15 protein-coding genes are annotated in these 16,635 nt (G+C 69.2%); 9 read left to right on the top strand and 6 right to left on the bottom strand.

Features of this window, described 5'->3' with window-relative positions; all coding sequences use genetic code 11:
* Window positions 1-10 precede the first annotated feature (10 nt).
* The 3 genes from ACWEKR_RS13170 (at window position 11) to ACWEKR_RS13160 (ending at window position 5,483) form a co-directional block, all read left to right on the top strand.
* Window positions 11-715 (top strand): demethylmenaquinone methyltransferase, encoded by a 705-nt coding sequence (locus ACWEKR_RS13170; protein WP_195084077.1) that lies wholly within the window; start codon window positions 11-13, stop codon window positions 713-715.
* Window positions 716-829: 114 nt separating this feature from the next.
* Window positions 830-5,005, top strand: coding sequence for a molybdopterin-dependent oxidoreductase (locus ACWEKR_RS13165; RefSeq protein WP_452354666.1), 4,176 nt, complete (start codon window positions 830-832; stop codon window positions 5,003-5,005).
* 127 nt (window positions 5,006-5,132) lie between these two features.
* Window positions 5,133-5,483, top strand: a complete 351-nt coding sequence (locus ACWEKR_RS13160; protein ID WP_195084080.1) for a hypothetical protein — start codon at window positions 5,133-5,135, stop codon at window positions 5,481-5,483.
* 20 nt (window positions 5,484-5,503) lie between these two features.
* On the opposite strand, the gene ACWEKR_RS13155 is transcribed toward ACWEKR_RS13160, so the two are convergent.
* A complete protein-coding gene (locus ACWEKR_RS13155) occupies window positions 5,504-6,538 on the bottom strand; it encodes an aldo/keto reductase (protein WP_452354695.1) in 1,035 nt (344 codons plus the stop codon).
* Window positions 6,539-6,651: 113 nt separating this feature from the next.
* Here ACWEKR_RS13155 and ACWEKR_RS13150 point away from each other — a divergent pair, with 113 nt between their 5' ends.
* The gene (locus ACWEKR_RS13150) at window positions 6,652-7,284 is read left to right on the top strand and encodes a TetR/AcrR family transcriptional regulator (protein ID WP_452354665.1); all 633 of its coding nucleotides are present in this window, start codon (window positions 6,652-6,654) and stop codon (window positions 7,282-7,284) included.
* Here the strand turns inward: ACWEKR_RS13150 and ACWEKR_RS13145 are convergent.
* Window positions 7,281-7,874 (bottom strand): TIGR03086 family metal-binding protein, encoded by a 594-nt coding sequence (locus tag ACWEKR_RS13145; RefSeq protein WP_452354664.1) that lies wholly within the window; start codon window positions 7,872-7,874, stop codon window positions 7,281-7,283. The two genes, ACWEKR_RS13150 and ACWEKR_RS13145, sit on opposite strands and share 4 nt — an antisense overlap.
* 429 nt (window positions 7,875-8,303) lie before the next feature.
* On the opposite strand from ACWEKR_RS13145, the gene ACWEKR_RS13140 reads away from it, so the two are divergent.
* Window positions 8,304-8,531 (top strand): hypothetical protein, encoded by a 228-nt coding sequence (locus ACWEKR_RS13140; RefSeq protein ID WP_452354663.1) that lies wholly within the window; start codon window positions 8,304-8,306, stop codon window positions 8,529-8,531.
* A gap of 20 nt (window positions 8,532-8,551) precedes the next feature.
* Here ACWEKR_RS13140 and menD read toward each other — a convergent pair whose 3' ends face one another.
* The 3 genes from menD to ACWEKR_RS13125 form a co-directional block, all read right to left on the bottom strand.
* A complete protein-coding gene (gene menD, locus ACWEKR_RS13135; RefSeq protein WP_452354662.1) occupies window positions 8,552-10,195 on the bottom strand; it encodes a 2-succinyl-5-enolpyruvyl-6-hydroxy-3-cyclohexene-1-carboxylic-acid synthase in 1,644 nt (547 codons plus the stop codon).
* A 443-nt stretch (window positions 10,196-10,638) separates the two neighbouring features.
* Complete coding sequence (locus ACWEKR_RS13130; RefSeq protein ID WP_159841696.1) at window positions 10,639-11,085, bottom strand: DUF6918 family protein; 447 nt, start codon at window positions 11,083-11,085, stop codon at window positions 10,639-10,641.
* A gap of 74 nt (window positions 11,086-11,159) precedes the next feature.
* Window positions 11,160-11,816, bottom strand: a complete 657-nt coding sequence (locus tag ACWEKR_RS13125; RefSeq protein ID WP_195084085.1) for a PaaI family thioesterase — start codon at window positions 11,814-11,816, stop codon at window positions 11,160-11,162.
* A 188-nt stretch (window positions 11,817-12,004) separates the two neighbouring features.
* Here ACWEKR_RS13125 and ACWEKR_RS13120 point away from each other — a divergent pair, with 188 nt between their 5' ends.
* The 3 genes from ACWEKR_RS13120 (at window position 12,005) to menE (ending at window position 14,790) form a co-directional block, all read left to right on the top strand.
* A complete protein-coding gene (locus tag ACWEKR_RS13120) occupies window positions 12,005-12,898 on the top strand; it encodes a 1,4-dihydroxy-2-naphthoyl-CoA synthase (RefSeq protein ID WP_452354661.1) in 894 nt (297 codons plus the stop codon).
* Between the two features lies 1 nt (window position 12,899).
* Entirely contained in the window at window positions 12,900-13,292 is a 393-nt protein-coding gene (locus ACWEKR_RS13115; protein WP_452354660.1) for a VOC family protein, read from the top strand.
* Between the two features lie 337 nt (window positions 13,293-13,629).
* The gene (menE, locus tag ACWEKR_RS13110) at window positions 13,630-14,790 is read left to right on the top strand and encodes an o-succinylbenzoate--CoA ligase (protein ID WP_452354659.1); all 1,161 of its coding nucleotides are present in this window, start codon (window positions 13,630-13,632) and stop codon (window positions 14,788-14,790) included.
* Between the two features lie 148 nt (window positions 14,791-14,938).
* On the opposite strand, the gene ACWEKR_RS13105 is transcribed toward menE, so the two are convergent.
* The gene (locus ACWEKR_RS13105) at window positions 14,939-15,367 is read right to left on the bottom strand and encodes an organic hydroperoxide resistance protein (protein ID WP_452354658.1); all 429 of its coding nucleotides are present in this window, start codon (window positions 15,365-15,367) and stop codon (window positions 14,939-14,941) included.
* Between the two features lie 260 nt (window positions 15,368-15,627).
* On the opposite strand from ACWEKR_RS13105, the gene ACWEKR_RS13100 reads away from it, so the two are divergent.
* A complete protein-coding gene (locus tag ACWEKR_RS13100; protein WP_452354657.1) occupies window positions 15,628-16,620 on the top strand; it encodes an ATP-binding cassette domain-containing protein in 993 nt (330 codons plus the stop codon).
* Window positions 16,621-16,635: the final 15 nt, after the last annotated feature.

Genomic DNA, 16,635 nt, shown 5'->3' with positions numbered 1-16,635 from the left:
GGGTCTTGGCGTGGCGAAAACGCAATCGAACCGGGCCTCGCTGGACAAGCAGCCGCACGAAGTCGCGGCGATGTTCGACGGCGTCGCCCGGCGATACGACCTGACCAACACGGTGATCTCCGCGGGGCAGGATCGCTACTGGCGCTGGGCGACCCGCAGGGCGCTGTCGCCGCGGCCGGGCGAACGGCTGCTCGATCTCGCCGCCGGCACCGGTGTATCGACGCTGGAGCTGCGGAAATCCGGTGCTTGGTGCCTGGCGGCCGACTTCTCCAAGGGCATGCTCAGCGCGGGCCGTTTCCGTGACGTGCCGATGGTGGCGGCCGACGCCATGGCGTTGCCGTTCGCGGACGACTCCTTCGACGCGGTCACGATCTCTTTCGGGCTGCGCAATGTGGCCGACACCGACCTCGCCTTACGCGAGATGCTGCGGGTCACCAAGCCCGGCGGCAGGTTGGTCGTGTGCGAGTTCTCCGCGCCGGTTCTCCCGCTGTTCCGCACGGTGTACCTGGAGTATTTGATGAAGGCGCTGCCCAAGGTGGCGCGCATGGTGAGCAGTAATCCCGAAGCCTACGTCTACCTGGCCGAATCGATCTCGGACTGGCCGAACCAGCGCAGGCTGGCGATGCGGATCGCGGCGAACGGGTGGTCGTCGGTGAAGTGGCGCAACCTCACCGGAGGCGTCGTCGCGCTGCACCGGGCGTACAAACTCGGCTGAGCCGGAGACCTCGGTCACACCTCACCACCGATTTCGAGCACGGTGAGGTGGAATGTCACCTGGTGATAACGCGGGGTAAATCCCGCGCAATCGGCGATCCGCATGATCGAAGGCATGTCCGACCCAGTGACCGGCCACAGCGACGGCATCGCCCGAACGGCGTGCTCGTACTGCGGCGTGGGCTGCGGGATCACGGTGACGACCGCCCCGGACGGCGCGGGGAAGCCGGTGATCGCCAAGGTCAGCGGCGACAAACTGCATCCGGCGAACGCGGGCAGGCTGTGCACCAAGGGCGCGACGCACGCCGAGTTGACGCGCACCACCGGCCGGATGGAAACCGCCTACCGGCGTTCGGAACGGGGTCAGGTCCCGGTGCCCTTCCCCGTGGACGAGGCCGTGCACGAGGCCGCCACCCGATTGCGCGCGATCCTGGACGAGCACGGGCCGGACGCGATCGCGCTCTACGTCTCCGGGCAGATGTCGCTGGAGGCGCAGTACCTCGCGACCAAGCTGGCCAAGGGTTATCTGCGCACGGTGCACATCGAGGCGAACTCGCGCCTGTGCATGGCCAGCGCGGGGACCGGATACAAGCAGTCGCTCGGCGCGGACGGGCCGCCCGGATCCTACGACGACTTCGAGCACGCCGACCTGTTCTTCGTGATCGGCGCCAACATGGCCGACTGCCATCCCATCCTGTTCCTGCGGATGGCCGACCGGCTGAAGGCCGGGGCCAAGCTCATCGTCGTGGACCCGCGGCGCACCGAGACCGCCGCGCGGGCGGACCTGTTCCTGCAGATCGCTCCCGGCACGGACCTGGCGCTGCTGAACGGGCTGCTGCACCTGCTGGTCGCGAACGGCCACATCGATGAGGAGTTCATCGCCGAGCACACCGAGGGCTGGGCCGCGATGCCGGAGTTCCTCGCCGACTATCCGCCGCAGCGAGTGGCGGAGATCACCGGGCTGGCCGAAGCCGACATCCGCACCGCCGCTCGGTGGATCGGCGAGGCCGGCGAATGGATGTCGCTGTGGACGATGGGGCTCAACCAGTCCACGCACGGCACCTGGAACACCAACGCGCTGTGCAACCTGCACCTGGCCACGGGCGCGATCTGCCGTCCGGGCAGCGGGCCGTTCTCGCTCACCGGGCAGCCCAACGCGATGGGCGGGCGCGAAATGGGCTACATGGGTCCGGGCCTGCCCGGTCAGCGCAGCCTGCTCTCCGCCGCGGACCGGGCGTTCGTGGAGACCGTGTGGGAACTGGAGCCCGGCACGCTGCGCACCGAAGCCGGGCCCGGCACCGTGGAGATGTTCCGTGAACTGGCCGAAGGAACGATCAAAGCGGCCTGGATCATCTGCACCAACCCCGTCGCCACCGTGTCGAACCGCAAGACCGTCATCGCGGGACTGGAAGCGGCCGAATTGGTGATCGCCCAGGACGCCTACACCGAGACCGCGACCAACGCCTACGCCGACCTGCTGCTTCCCGCCACGCTGTGGGCGGAGGCGGACGCGGTGATGGTCAATTCGGAACGCAACCTCACCCTGCTGCAGCAATCGGTGCCCCCCACCGGCGACGCGCGGCCGGACTGGCGGATCATCGCCGACATCGCCTCCGCCATGGGCTTCCCCGGCTTCGATTTCGCTTCCAGCGCCGAAGTGTTCGACGAGATCACCCGTTTCGCGAATCCCGCGACCGGCTACGACTTGCGCGGTGTGAGCTACGAGGCACTGCGCGAAGGGCCGATGCAGTGGCCGTGCGCGCGGCCGGAACGCAGGCGTAATCCGATTCGCTACCTGAACGACGGCGTCAGCCAGACATTGTTCGCCGACGAGCACGGCCACCGGCCCCGGCTGGCCTTCGCCACGCCGAGCCGTCGCGCGGTGTTCTGGCCGCGGCCACACATGCTGCCGGAGGAGATGCCGGACGACGACTACCCGTTCCTGCTGAACACCGGCCGCCTGCAGCACCAGTGGCACACGATGACCAAGACCGGCAAGATCGACAAACTGACCAAGCTGAACGGCGCGCCGTTCGTCGAGGTGCACCCGGCTGACGCCGAGCGTCTCGGCCTGCGCGCGGGCGATCAGCTCGAGATCGCCTCTCGCCGTGGCCGCGCGGTGCTGCCCGTGCTGGTCGGTGATCGGGTGCGGCCGGGCGATTGCTTCGTGCCGTTTCACTGGAACGACGAGCAGGGCGAGTATCTGACCATCAACGCGGTCACGAATGACGCGGTCGATCCGGACTCCTTGCAACCGGAGTTCAAGGCGTGTGCGGTGGCGCTGCGCCGGGTGGCGGCGGTGCCGCAACCGGAGGTACCCGCCGCGCTGCCCGCGGCCCAGGCGGTGCACCCGCTGGCGGCCGCGCTCGGCCTCGACAGCGGCACCGCGCCCACGCTCAGCGAGACCGAGCGGATCTACTTGAGTGGTTATCTCGCGGCGTTGCAGGCGCTTCCGGTGACCGGTCAGCCGGTGCTCCCGGATTCGGCGCCGATGTCCGCGCACGGCAGGCTGTGGGTCGACGGGCTGCTGGCGGGGATGTACTCGCGCGGCACTGCGGGCCCGGCGCCCGCGGTGGACGAGTGCGCGGCCCGGGCGATCACGGTGTTGTGGGCCTCGCAGACCGGCACCGCCGAAGAGTTCGCGGCCACCGTCTCGGCGCATCTGGCCGGGCACGGCTTCGCGCCGCGACTGCTGGACCTGGACTCCTGCGACCTGAACACGATCCAGGGCGACGTGCTGGTGGTCAGCAGCACGTTCGGCGACGGCGGGCCGCCGGACAACGGAACCGACTTCTGGGAGCGTCTAGCCGGCGCGGTCGTGCGGCTGACCGGTGTGCGCTATGCCGTGTTCGCCCTCGGCGATTCCTCCTACGACGACTTCTGCGCTTACGGCCGCAAACTCGACGAGAAATTCGCCGAACTCGGCGCGACCCGGCTGCTGCCGCGCGTCGACAGCGAACCCGACTACGAAGACGCGGCGCAGCGCTGGCTCGACGACGTGCTCGCCGCGTTCGGTGACGCGGAGCCCGGCTCCCCCGCCGATCTGCCGGTGCGCGGCGGAACCGGCCCGGGTCGCTCCCCATCCCGCGGCGGCGTCGCGACGCTGGAATCGCCCGCTGCCGCACCGGCGCCGGTAGGAACCCGCACGGCTCCGGCGCCGTTCACCCGCGCCGCACCGCTGCGCGCTCCGCTGCTGCGCAACGAGTTGCTGTCGGCCGAAGGATCACCGAAAGAGGTGCGCCGCTTCGGGTTCGATCTGTGTGGCCTGGACGGCGCGTACGAGGTGGGTGATTCCCTTGGCGTCTGGCCGGTGAACAGTGACGCGCTGGTCACCGAATGGCTGGCCGCCACCGGGCTGGACGGTCGCCGCGCGGTCGAGGTGGACGAACGCGAACTCACCCTGGCCGAAGCGTTGCGCACGCATTACGACATCACCAAGGTCGGTCACGACCTGCTCGGCTTCCTCGCCGAGCGCAACCACAGCGGCAAACTCGCCAAATTGCTGCGCCGGGACAACCGCAACGAGCTGGCCAATTACCTGTGGGACCGGCAGGCCGTGGACGTGTTGCGCGATTTCCCGGTGCGGGCCGATCTGGTGGAGTGGCTCGGCACGCTGAAGAAGCTGCAGCCGCGCCAGTATTCGATCTCGTCGAGCCCGCTGGTCAGCCCGGATGAGGTGGAGCTGACCGTCGGTGTCGTGCGCTACGGTGACCCGGCCGCCACCGGGTCGGCGGCGCGGCGCGGCGGAGTGTGCTCGACCTTCCTCGCCGATCGAGCGGGCGCCGACGCGGCGGTGCCGATCTTCCTGCAGCGCGCGCCGCATTTCCGCCCCCCGGCCGACCCGTCCGTGCCGATGATCATGGTGGGCCCGGGCACCGGCATCGCGCCCTTCCGGGGGTTCTTGCAGGAGCGCAGGGCCCTCGGCTGCACGGGGCGCAACTGGCTGTTCTTCGGCGATCAGCATGCCGCGCAGAACTTCTATTACCGCACCGAGTTGGAGGACATGTTCCGCTCCGGCTTTCTCACCCGGCTGGACCTGGCCTTCTCCCGCGACCAGCGAGAGCGGATCTACGTGCAGCACCGCATGATCGAGCACGGCGCCGAGCTGTGGTCGTGGCTGCGCGACGGCGCCCACTTCTATGTCTGCGGCGACGCCAGTCGCATGGCCGCCGACGTCGACGAGGCCCTCCTGCGCATCGCCCGCATCCACGGCAAACTCGACGAGCACGGAGCGTTGGCCTTCAAGAAACAACTCGTCGCCGAAAAGCGCTACGTCCGCGACGTGTACTGACTGTTCATCCCGACTCTTCACACACCTCGCAGAACTTCAGTGATAGAAGTCACATCCTGGAACGCCACCGTTATCGTTGGCAGTGACGGAGCGATCATCACTGCCTACCCGGGAGGAAAGGCTTGCCGTGACCGAGCCGACGTACTCTGAGCTGACAGACTCGATCGTTCGAGCCGGCAGCTGGGAAGGGTTGAGAATCGCGCTACGGGATGGCGTTCCGTACATCATCGAACGCGATAGCGTGGCGCTGCCAACTCCGATACCCATGCGATTCGCCCCGGGCACACTGCGGGAGTACTACCGCAAGATCGCGGAGGATGCTCTGCACGGCAGGCCCGAATCTCCCTGGGAGTGGTGGATGGACTTGATGTCCACCCACCTGGGAGAGGCGATGTACGACCTGGACCGCTTGGATGGGCCGGCCGAGATCACTATTGGCGAGTTCGGCTTCACAGCCACGCCTATCCGAACGGATTAACGGTCCACCTTCGAATTCGCTCACACCGCGGGCGGGTTCAGGCGGGTGAAGTCCGGGAGGCGGTAGTACGGGTAGTAGGGGTAAGGCGGGGTGGTTTCACTCGCTTTGTCCAGGCGCGCGATCTGGTCGGCATCGAGTTCCCAGCCGATCGCGCCGAGGTTTTGGCGCAGCTGTTCCTCGTTGCGGGCGCCGACGATGACGGTGGCGACGGTGGGGCGGCGCAGCAGCCAATTGAGGGCGATCTGCGGGACCGTCCTGCCGGTTTCGGCGGCCAGCTCGTCGAGGACGTCCACCACGTCGTAGAGCTTCGCGTCGTCCACCGGTGGTCCGGCCTCGGCGGTCCGGTGCAGACGGCTGCCTTCCGGAAGCGGTTGCCCGCGCCGGATCTTGCCGGTGAGCCTCCCCCAGCCGAGCGGACTCCAGACCACCGCGCCGATGCCTTGGTCGCGGCCCAGCGGCATGAGTTCCCACTCGTAATCCCGCCCGACCAGCGAGTAGTAGACCTGATGCGCGACATACCTGGTCAGACCGTTGCGATCCGCCGCAGCAAGGGATTTCATCAGCTGCCAGCCCGCGAAGTTCGACGCGCCGACATAGCGGATCTTGCCCGCGCGCACCAGATCGTCGAGCGCGGCGACGACCTCCTCCACCGGCGTGCCCGCGTCGAAGGCGTGCAACTGGAACAGATCGATGTAGTCCGTGCCGAGTCTGCGCAGCGAGCCCTCCACCGCGCCGATCAACCTGGCCCGCCCGGAACCGGCGTCCGCCGGGCGGGGACCGGTGGGCAGCGTCGCCTTGGTGGACAGCAGCACGCGATCACGCCTGCCTTTCACGGCCGCGCCGAGTACCTCCTCGGATGCGCCGTCGGAGTAGACGTCGGCGGTGTCGAACATGCACACGCCCGCGTCCAAGCTGATGTCGACCAGTCGCCGCGCCTGGCCGGCGTCGGTGTCGCCCCACGCGCCGAACAGCTCGCCGCGACCGCCGAAGGTGCCCGCGCCGAAGCTCAAGGCCGGGACGTGCAGCCCCGATGCGCCGAGCCGCCGGTACTCCATCTGCGCGTCCTCCGTCCGAACGTTCACTGGACCACCCTCCTAAAGGGTCTATAGTTCCGTTAACACTTCGGACGGTACACCCGTTCGCGCACAAATGAAACTGGAGTGCCGTTATGGAGTCGGAAGAGACCACCCCGGGATCTGTTCGCCCCGGTGGACGCACCGCGCGAGTCCGCGCCGCCGTCCTGCGAGCGGCCGGTGACCTGCTGGCCGAACGCGGCTTCGCCCACCTCGACCTCGGTGAGGTCGCCGCGCGCGCCGAAGTCGGCAAGACCACCGTCTACCGCCGCTGGCGCACACCCACGGGCCTGATCGCCGACCTGCTGGTCGACATGGCCGAGCAGTCGCTGCCGCGCGCCGACACCGGCTCCCTGCTCGGCGATCTCACCGCCAACGCCCGCCTGGTCGCGAGAACACTGTCCGATCCTCGCCAAGGCCGGCTGTTTCGCGCCGTGATCGCGGCCGCCACCTGCGACGAGTCCGCCGCGACCGCCCTGCGCCGCTTCTACGACGTGCGCCTCACCGAATGGTCGGCATGTGTAGCTGCCGCCGTCGCGCGCGGTGAAGCGCCGGAGCACACCGACGCGCGCGCAGTGCTGTCGGCGGTGTCTGCCCCGCTCTACTATCGGCTGCTCGCCAGCGGCGACCCGATCGACGACGCCGCGGCGGATACGGCCGCGCGCGCCGCGGCCGCCGCCGTGGCCGCGGGCACGTTCGTGCCCACGGGCTCCCCGCCGGTCGGCTAGCCGAGCACCGCCGCGGCGTTCCAGTCCGCGCGGCGGCCGGTGAAAGCCAGGACCCGCTCCAGGGCCGGCGCTTCCGCCGCTACCGGCACCACCGGGCCGAACAGGCCGGGCACGCCTTCGGCCGGTGTGTCACGCAGCATGTCCAGCAGGACGCTCAGATGCCCGGCGTCGCAGGTGAAAGGCTGACCCGTGGCTTTCGCGAGATCCCAGCCGTGCACGACCACCTCGTCCAGAGCGATCCTCGCCATCACCGGCGCGGGCTCGCTCACTCCCCCCGCCTCCGTCACGCCGTCCCAGGCGGCGGGCTCCCGCCACGCCGCCACCAAGGCGTCCAGCTGCGCCGGAATGCGCCCGCGCCAATCCTCCGGCAAGACGCGCCCGGCAGGCGGAGGCGGCGCGACCGAACCGCCGACGGCCTCCTTGGTGGCCGACTGACGGAACGCCTCGGTCAGATCGATGACGTGCGCGAGCAGATCGCGGACCGTGGTGTCGGCGCACGGCGTCGCCGCCGCGAGCTGATCGTCGGTGATGCCGCCGACGACGCTCGCCAAAGCCGCGGCCGCGGGCGCGAAGTCGAACTCGGGATTCATCTGGCCTCCTCGGGGGTGTGTGACGTCTCCGGGAATGGAGACGAGGCGAGGCGGCGAAATTGAGCGGCGAGCCTTTCCGCAACCAACTCGTAGCGGTGAAAAGCCCTGGTTCGCGGCTACCCGGGCGGGGCGGCGGGTCGAGGTACGGATCACGCGTGGCGTGGTGGAAGTCAGCGAAGTGACGCGATCGGGAGTGGCGGTGCGGACCGCGCGGTTCATGGCCGGGCGCACCCTCGCGGTGGTCGAGCACCCCGCGAACGGTACCGCGCCGCAAGCAGGCGAACAGGGGCGAACATGACCGGTCCGATGCTTGCCGTAGCTGCGGACCAGAGGCATCCTCGATCCAGTCGAAGTTGATCGCCCGCCTCGATTGCGGCGGCCCGCGACGGGTATGCCGATCGGAGAGGCCCACGCGGAGAGGAGCGCACCATGTCAGATCCCCTTGCCGACGCGGTCCCGGAGGCCGATCTCGCCGAGCAGTCCATTCCGGCGTATCCGGAGGAACCGGTGCTCGCCGACGACCTGCCCGAGCAGGACGACACCGTCGGACGAGCGGTTTTGGAGCGCGACGTCTTGGAGGCGAACCCGGCGGACGTGATGGAGCAGTCCATCGCGGTTCCGCTCGACGACGACCCCGAGGACGAATTCGGCTACTGACCGCCCGCGCGGGCGGCCGGTCAGGGCTGGATCTTCGACCGCACCGCCGCATGCAGTTCCCGCAGGCTGGACCGCTCGGTGGCCACCTCGAGCACCCGCATGCCATGGGCGCGCCCGGTCAGCTCGACGGCCAGCTGCTGCGGATCCACCTGCCGGTGCGGGATGCGATAGGCGGCGCACAACGCCGCGAGATCCATGCCGTGCGGTGTGCCGAAGACCCGCTCGAACACCCCCGCGTACTGCGGGTCGCCTTGCTCGAGCAGTTCGAAGATGCCGCCGCCGTCGTCGTTGGCCACGACGATGGTCAGATCGGCGGGCCGCGGTTCGCCGGGCCCGATCAGCAGGCCGGACGCGTCGTGCAGGAAGGTCAGGTCGCCGATCAGCGCGATGGTGCGCCCGACGTGGTGCAGCGCCGCGCCGACCGCCGTGGACACGGTGCCATCGATACCGGCCACGCCCCGATTCGACAGCACCTTGATCCCCGGACGTGGATGCGACACCAGCGCGGCGTCGCGCACCGGGTTGGAGGCGCCGAGCAGGAGTTGATCGCCGTCGCGTAGCGCGTCCATCACGACGGCGGCGACGTGCAACCCGGTGGGTTTCGGGTGCCGTGCGAGTTCGGCGCGCACCACCTGGTCGGCTTTCGCGTTCAACTCGCGGCACTGTTCCAGCCATTGCGCACTGGGAGCCCCGGTGGTGACGGCGCGCGTCCCGGTGCCGACTACGTTGCCGGACACGTCGGGCCACCGCGGGCCGGTGGTCAGCGCGTAGACCCGCACGTCCGGATCGGCGAGCACCTTCGAGACCTGCCGGTGCAGGGTGGGACGGCCGGTGATGATCGCCTGTTTCGGCCGCAGCAAGGGCAGCGCGAGCGGATGCAGCGCTGGGCCGTGCATCGGGGCGGTGGGCTCGGCGACGGTCGGCAGTTCCGCCAACTCCGGCCGCAGCCCGGCACCGTGCCCGGAGATCACGACCGTGTCCGACGTGAGATCGAGATCGAGCGGCACGTCCAGGGTGGCGTACTGCGTCTCGGTCCAAGCGCACCCGCCCGTGCGACCCGCGGGCGCCGTCTCGCCCGGCCCGAGATTCGGGACCAGCGGCTCACGCAGCGGGACGTCGAAGTGCACCGGGCCCGCGTTGCCGGAGCGGGTGCCGCGCGCCGCGGCCAGCACCCGGCAGACCGCGGAGCGCCACTGGCTGTTCTGCTGACCGTAGGGCGGGTGATCGGCGTCGCCCGCCTCCTCCTCCGCGAGACCGAGCGAAATGGTGGCCCGAACCTGGCTGCCGAACAGGCCGAATTGTTCCACGGTCTGATTGGCGCCCGACCCGAGCAACTCGTAGGGCCGGTTGGCGCTGAGCACCACCAGCGGGACCCGGGCATAGTTCGCTTCCAGCACGGCAGGTCCCAGGTTGGCCACCGCGGTCCCCGAGGTCATCACGACCGGGACCGGAAGCCGGCTCGCGATCGCGAGCCCGACGGCGAGGAAGCCCGCCGTGCGCTCATCGATCCGCATGTGCAGCCGCAGCCGCCCGGCCGCGTCGGCAGCCTGAAGGGCGAAAGCCAGCGGAGCGTTCCGGGAGCCGGGGCACAGGACGACATCCCGCACGCCCCCGCGCACGAGCTCGTCGACGACGACCTGCGCTTGTGCTGTAGACGGGTTCACGCCTCCAGACTGGCAGACAGCCAACGAGAAGTCCCCGCCGGGAGGCTCGCAATCACACTGTGTCCTCGCCCACTGCCCGTTCGCAGCCCGGCTCACTCCCCGGCTGCCGGGTCCACGACGAAGTGATCGGCGGTTCGAGCGGAGCGAGACCGAGCATCCGCCGTTCGCGGCCCGGCTCGCGCAGACGTGAGCCACAAGGGGCCGCGAACACCCAGCGCCGCGGGCGCTGGAAAAACCGACACAGCCCGGCTCGCGTTTGCGCGGCCGTCGCGTAGGCGGCCAAGGAGCAAGCGGCGGTCGCGCGAACGCGAGCCACCAGAGGGCCGCGAACACCCAGCGCCGCGGGCGCTGGAGAAACCAACTCAGCCCGGCTCGCGTTCGAGTGGCCGCCACGTCCGCGACAAAGTCGCGAGGGTGGTCGCTCGAACGCGAGCCATGAGGGCTTACTTGGCGTGCTTCTCGATCAGGTCGCCGACCCGCGGCAGCGCCTCGATGACGTTCTTCTTGGCGGAGGAACGCATCGAGGAGTAGACCTTCTGCAGCGCAGGGCGGCTGGAGGCCTCGGCCCGGGCGTCGGTGACGGCGAGCAACGCCTCGGCGACCTCATCGGACTTGGCGACGAGCAGGTCGGCGAACTTGCCGTTGCCCGAGGCGGTGTACTCCTGCCAGAACGGCTCCAGCTGCGCGACCAGCTTGGGCGCCAACGACTCCAGCGCATCGGGGACGATGGACGGGCTGATCTTCTTGACCGCCGCGTAGCCACCCTTCACAGCCAGGCCGGACGCACCACCCTTGTCCGACACCTCGGCGTCGAGAACCTCGACGGCATCGGCAAGGAAAGCCGGGCGCTTCGCGTCGTCGAGCAGGGATTCAGACAGTGCTGCAACCACTTTCAGGTTCCTCCGGATCGGTATCGATGAACGAGCGAGGGCAACTATACGCACCCGCGCCAGCATTCACCCGGCTACGGCTGCCACGGAAGCAACTCGACCATCAAACCTTCGCAGTCCGCGAGCAGATCGCCCTGCTCATCGAGCAATTCGGCGGTGATGAAAGTTTTTCGTCCTTGGATCCGGTCGACCCGTCCGCGAACCGTCAGTTGCGTTTCCAGCGGAGTGATCTTGCGGTAGTTCACGTGCAGGTACGCGGTACGGCTGATCGGCCGTCCGGCGTAGTGCACGATCATGCCGAGCAGGTCGTCGAACAGCAGCGGCAGCACGCCGCCGTGCGCGGCGCCGTTGCCGCCGAGATGGAAGCGGCGGAACACGCCCGTCATCTCGATGCCGTCCGGCCCCGCCGCGACCACCTGCCACGGCAGCAGCAGAAGGCTTCCTCGTCCCGGCAATTCGACGGCGCGGCCCGCGGGTCCCTGCAGCTCGGGGGCGCGGTAGGGCTCCAGCAATTCGATCAGCTCGCGGGCTTTGGCTTGCGCGGCCCCGAAGACGTCGTCCGGCGCGTCCACGGACACCGCGAGATCCTGCAACGTCCGCATGGCTTCCACGAACCCGCCGAAGTCCGGCCCGACCTTCGCCGGCCTGACCTTCGGGAATCCGCCATGCTTCTCGTACCGGGATCCGTCCACCGCGCTCCGGTCTATAACCGGTTTCACTCGCTCGCTCATACCTGCACGGTAACGCGTTGTTTTACACCGTCAAATCGAAGTCTCGCCGATCCCGTGCGAACAGCCGGGATTCATGGCGACCGCACCGCACCGCCGACTTCCGGAGGCGAGGCGCCGGTATCCGGGGAGCGTCGCCGCTCACGGGCCCGACCACGACTTTCGAGCCGCACGAGACCTAGCATTGCCCGGTGACGTTCAATCCGAAGCTGTGGCGCCCCGTTCCGGGATTCGAGAACCTGACCGACATCACCTATCACCGGCACCTCGAGCAGGGCACCGTGCGTGTGGCGTTCGACCGGCCGGAGGTGCGCAATGCGTTCCGCCCGCACACGGTCGACGAACTCTACCGGGCCCTCGACCACGCCCGGATGACTCCGGATGTCGGCGCGGTGCTGCTCACCGGCAACGGCCCCAGCCCCAAGGACGGTGGCTGGGCCTTCTGCTCCGGCGGTGACCAGCGCATCCGCGGCCGTAGCGGATATCAGTACGCCACTGGCGAGACGGCGGACACCGTCGACCAGGCCCGCGCGGGCCGCCTGCACATCCTGGAGGTGCAGCGGCTGATCCGTTTCATGCCGAAGGTGGTGATCGCGCTGGTGAACGGTTGGGCCGCGGGCGGCGGGCACAGCCTGCACGTGGTCTGCGATCTCACTTTGGCCAGCCGCGAGCACGCGCGTTTCAAGCAGACCGACGCCGACGTGGGCAGCTTCGACGGCGGTTACGGCAGCGCGTACCTGGCCAAGATGGTCGGCCAGAAGTTCGCACGGGAGATCTTCTTCCTCGGCCGTCCGTACACCGCCGAGGAGATGCACCAGATGGGCGCGGTGAACAAGGTCGTCGATCACGCCGAACTCGAGGACGTCGCCCTGGAGTGGACCGCCGACATCAACGGCAAATCGCCGCAGGCGCAGCGCATGCTGAAGTACGCGTTCAATTTGCTGGACGACGGATTGGTGGGCCAGCAACTGTTCGCGGGCGAGGCGACCAGGATGGCCTACATGACCGACGAAGCCGTCGAAGGCCGCGACGCGTTCCTGCAGAAACGCAAGCCGGACTGGACCCCCTACCCCTGGTACTTCTGACATGGACATCCTCAGCAGCCGGATCATCCTGCGGCCCGCCGACTACGAGGCCACGCTCGCGTTCTATCGGGACGGGCTGGAACTGGCCGTCGCGCGGGAGTATCCGGGCGGCACGGTCTTCTTCGCGGGACAGTCGCTGATCGAGGTGGCCGCGCACGGCGGGTCGGGCAGGTCGTCGTCGTTCGAGGGCGCGATCTGGCTCCAGGTGCGCAACGTGACGGACGCCGCCGCGGAACTGGCGCTGAAGGGCATCGCGATCGATCGCGCCCCGGTCGAGGAGCCGTGGGGTTTGCACGAGATGTGGGTGCGCGATCCCGACGGTGTGCCGATCGTGTTCGTCGAGGTTCCGCCGACGCATCCGATCCGACGGGATTCCCGCTGGCCGGCGTCGTGACAACGGTTCCGTTCGGTAGTTGCGCGGGCCGTGCCGAGTTGCCAACGGGTCGACCGGCGAGGACGATAACGCTCGGAGGGCCACCCGACCGCCGACGTCCGGGCCGGCTGTGTCCGTGTCCCGTCCGACGAGTGAATCGCAGTCTCGATGTCTGTCCTATCCGAGCCCCGATCCGACCGGGTGGCCGCGCCGCGGGCGCGCCACCCCGGCAGACCGACCCGTTCCGCACGCGGTGACGCGGGCATGACACGATCCCTACCGTGAGGGAGTGCAGCGAGCGAGCCATGGGCACTGCGGCTCTGGGCACCACCGAGTCCGGCGAGCGGCGAGGCACGGCATGAGCAAGAAACTGCGTACCTTGCCGATGCCCACCGGGTCCGGCCTCGGCGACGTCATACCCCACCTGCGGGAGGCGCTGGAAGGTAGCGGGGCGGCGTGGCTGCCCATTCCCACGAGCGATCGGCGCGAAGCCAGACGCCTGAGCGACGCTTTGTCGCCGGGCGAGCCGATCGATGAGGACATCGCTCTGGTGGTGACCACCTCCGGCACCACGGGCGTGCCGAAGGGCGCGATGCTCAGTTCGGCGGCCCTGCGCGCAAGCGGCACCGCGACCCACGACCGGCTCGGCGGCCCCGGCAACTGGTTGCTGGCCCTGCCGACCCATCACATCGCCGGCATCCAGGTGCTGTTGCGCAGCATCCTGGCGGGAACCGAGCCCACCGTGCTGGACGTGTCCGGTGGGTTCCTGCCGGAGGCCCTCGGGGGCGCCATCTCGGGTATGCGCGGGGAACGCCGTTACACGGCCCTGGTGCCGACCCAGTTGATCAAGGCGCTCGAGTCGCCGGTCGCCACCACCGCGCTGGCCGAGCTCGACGGGGTGCTGGTGGGCGGCGCGGCCACTCCGCTGCCGGTCTACGAGCGCGCGCGAGCCGCGGGCATCACCGTGGTGCGCACCTACGGCATGAGCGAGACCTGCGGCGGCTGCGTATACGACGGCGTGCCGCTGGAGGGCACGAAGGTCCGCATCGAAGACGGCCGGGTCGTCCTGGGCGGCGCGATGATCGCCTCGGGTTATCGCAACCAGCCCGACCATCCCGCCTTCGCCGAACCGGGCTGGTTCCGTACCGAGGACGCGGGCACCTTCGACGACAGCGTCCTGAGCATCACCGGGCGGCTCGACGAGGCCATCACCACCGGCGGCTTGCTGGTGATTCCGCAAGTGGTCGAGGCCGTGCTGATCAATCACCCGGCGATCAGCGAGGTGGTCGTCCTCGGCCTGCCCGACGAACGACTCGGCCAGCGCGTCGCCGTCGCGGTGATCCCCGCGCCCGGCGCCACACCCGACTTGGCCGAGTTGCGCGAATACGTCGCCGACGAACTCGACTCCATCGCGGCCCCCCGCGAACTCGCCGTCCTCGACGAGTTCCCCCTCCGCGGCCCCGGCAAGCCCGACCGCGCCAAACTCCGCGAATACCTGCTGGCCGATTCGAACCGCTAGCGGATCCCCGGGCAGCGCCCGCTACCGGCGCTGCCCGCGGCCGCAGCCCACCGCTGACTCGATCCGGCTACCGACTGGCAGCGGCACTTCGATGGTCGCTCGATCCGAAACGGGCATGGATCGAGCGAGCAGGTTTCCGGGCCGGTCGTTACAGCCGGACGTCGTTGACCACCAGCGCGACGGCGATGTTGTTTCGTGTGGCATTGGAGTACGGGCAGACCTCATGGGCCGCCCGGACCAGTTCGATCGCCTGTTCATCGGTGACCGAAGGCAGCCCGATACGCAGTTCGACGCCGAGTTCGAAGCGGCCGCCGTCGATCGGGATCAGCGCGACCGACGAGTCGATTTCCGCGTCGCCGGTCTGCAGTCCGCCGCGCTGCCCGACGAGGGCGAGCGTCGTCCCGAAGCACGCCGCGTATCCGATCGCGAAAAGTTGCTCGGGATTCGCGCCCTCCCCGTCACCGCCCAGCTCCTTCGGTTGACGCAAAGTCAGATCCAGACTTCCGTCGGACGTTCGTCCACGGCCGTTCCTGCCACCGGTCACGTGCGCCCGTGCTCGGTACAGCACCTCCGTCATCTCGATTTCCTTCGTTGCTTCTGTTAATCGAACTTCACACTTCGAAGATAGGAAGGAACTCACCCTGGCCGAAGCGATCGAGAGCGGCGAGGCGTCGGCGACCGGCGACAGCGCGGCGCTGCGCCGGCTGCGGAGGACTTGGTGGCCGACGACTCCCGAAGCCAGCCACAAGGGGCCATGAACACGCCGCGACGCAGTCGCGGCCGGTGTGACAGCGCTGTGCAAGAGCCGTGCAAGTCCGGGTGTCCACAGTTGTCCACATGACTTCATTCGCACCAACTTCAGCGCTCGCCGTCGAGGCGGACGGCCTGGTCAAGGTGTTCGGGGAACAGCGGGCCGTCGACGGGGTGAGCCTGGCGGTGCCGCAGGGCTCGGTGTACGGCGTGCTCGGTCCGAACGGCGCAGGCAAGACCACGACCATCCGCATGCTCGCGACCCTGCTGCGACCGGACGGCGGCAGCGGCCGCATCTTCGGCCACGACGTGGTCGCGGAGCCGACGGCCGTCCGTTCGCTCATCGGCGTCACCGGGCAGTACGCCTCGGTCGACGAGGATCTGTCCGCCACCGAGAACTTGATCATCTTCTCCCGCCTGCTCGGCCTGAGCCGGATCGATGCCCGGCGTAAGGCGGCCGACCTGCTGGAAGAGTTCGACCTCACGGAGGCGGCGGACAAGCCGCTGCGGAACTTCTCCGGCGGCATGCGGCGCAGGCTCGACCTGGCGGCCAGCCTGATCGCGACACCGCCGCTGCTGTTCCTCGACGAACCGACCACCGGGCTCGACCCGCGCACCCGCGCCCAGATGTGGGAGACCATCCGCCGCCTCGTCCGTGCGGGCGCGACGGTGCTGCTCACCACACAGTATCTGGACGAGGCCGATCAGCTGGCCGACCGGATCGCGGTGATCGACCGCGGCAAGGTGATCGCCGACGGCACGGCCGACGAACTGAAGGCCTCGGTGGGCGGCTCGTCGCTGCACCTGACCCTGATCGATCGCGATCAGCTCGACGAGGCGCGCCGCATCATCGGCGATTTCCTCGGCGTCGAAGCGCAGATCACCCCGGAGGCCGGGCGGCTCGCCGCGCCGCTCACCGACGCGAGTGTCACCGCCGACCTGCTGATCCGCCTGCGCGAGTGGGAGGTGGGCGTCGACGAGATCACCGTGACGAAGCCGAGCCTGGACGAGGTCTTCCTCACCATCACCGGCCACCCCGCCGACGACACCACCGACGAGTCCGAGAGGAGCGCGGCATGAGCGTCCGGCCCGCAG

The organism is Nocardia sp. NPDC004573 (assembly GCF_053602135.1).
This window is presented reverse-complemented; position numbering and strand designations above follow the sequence as displayed.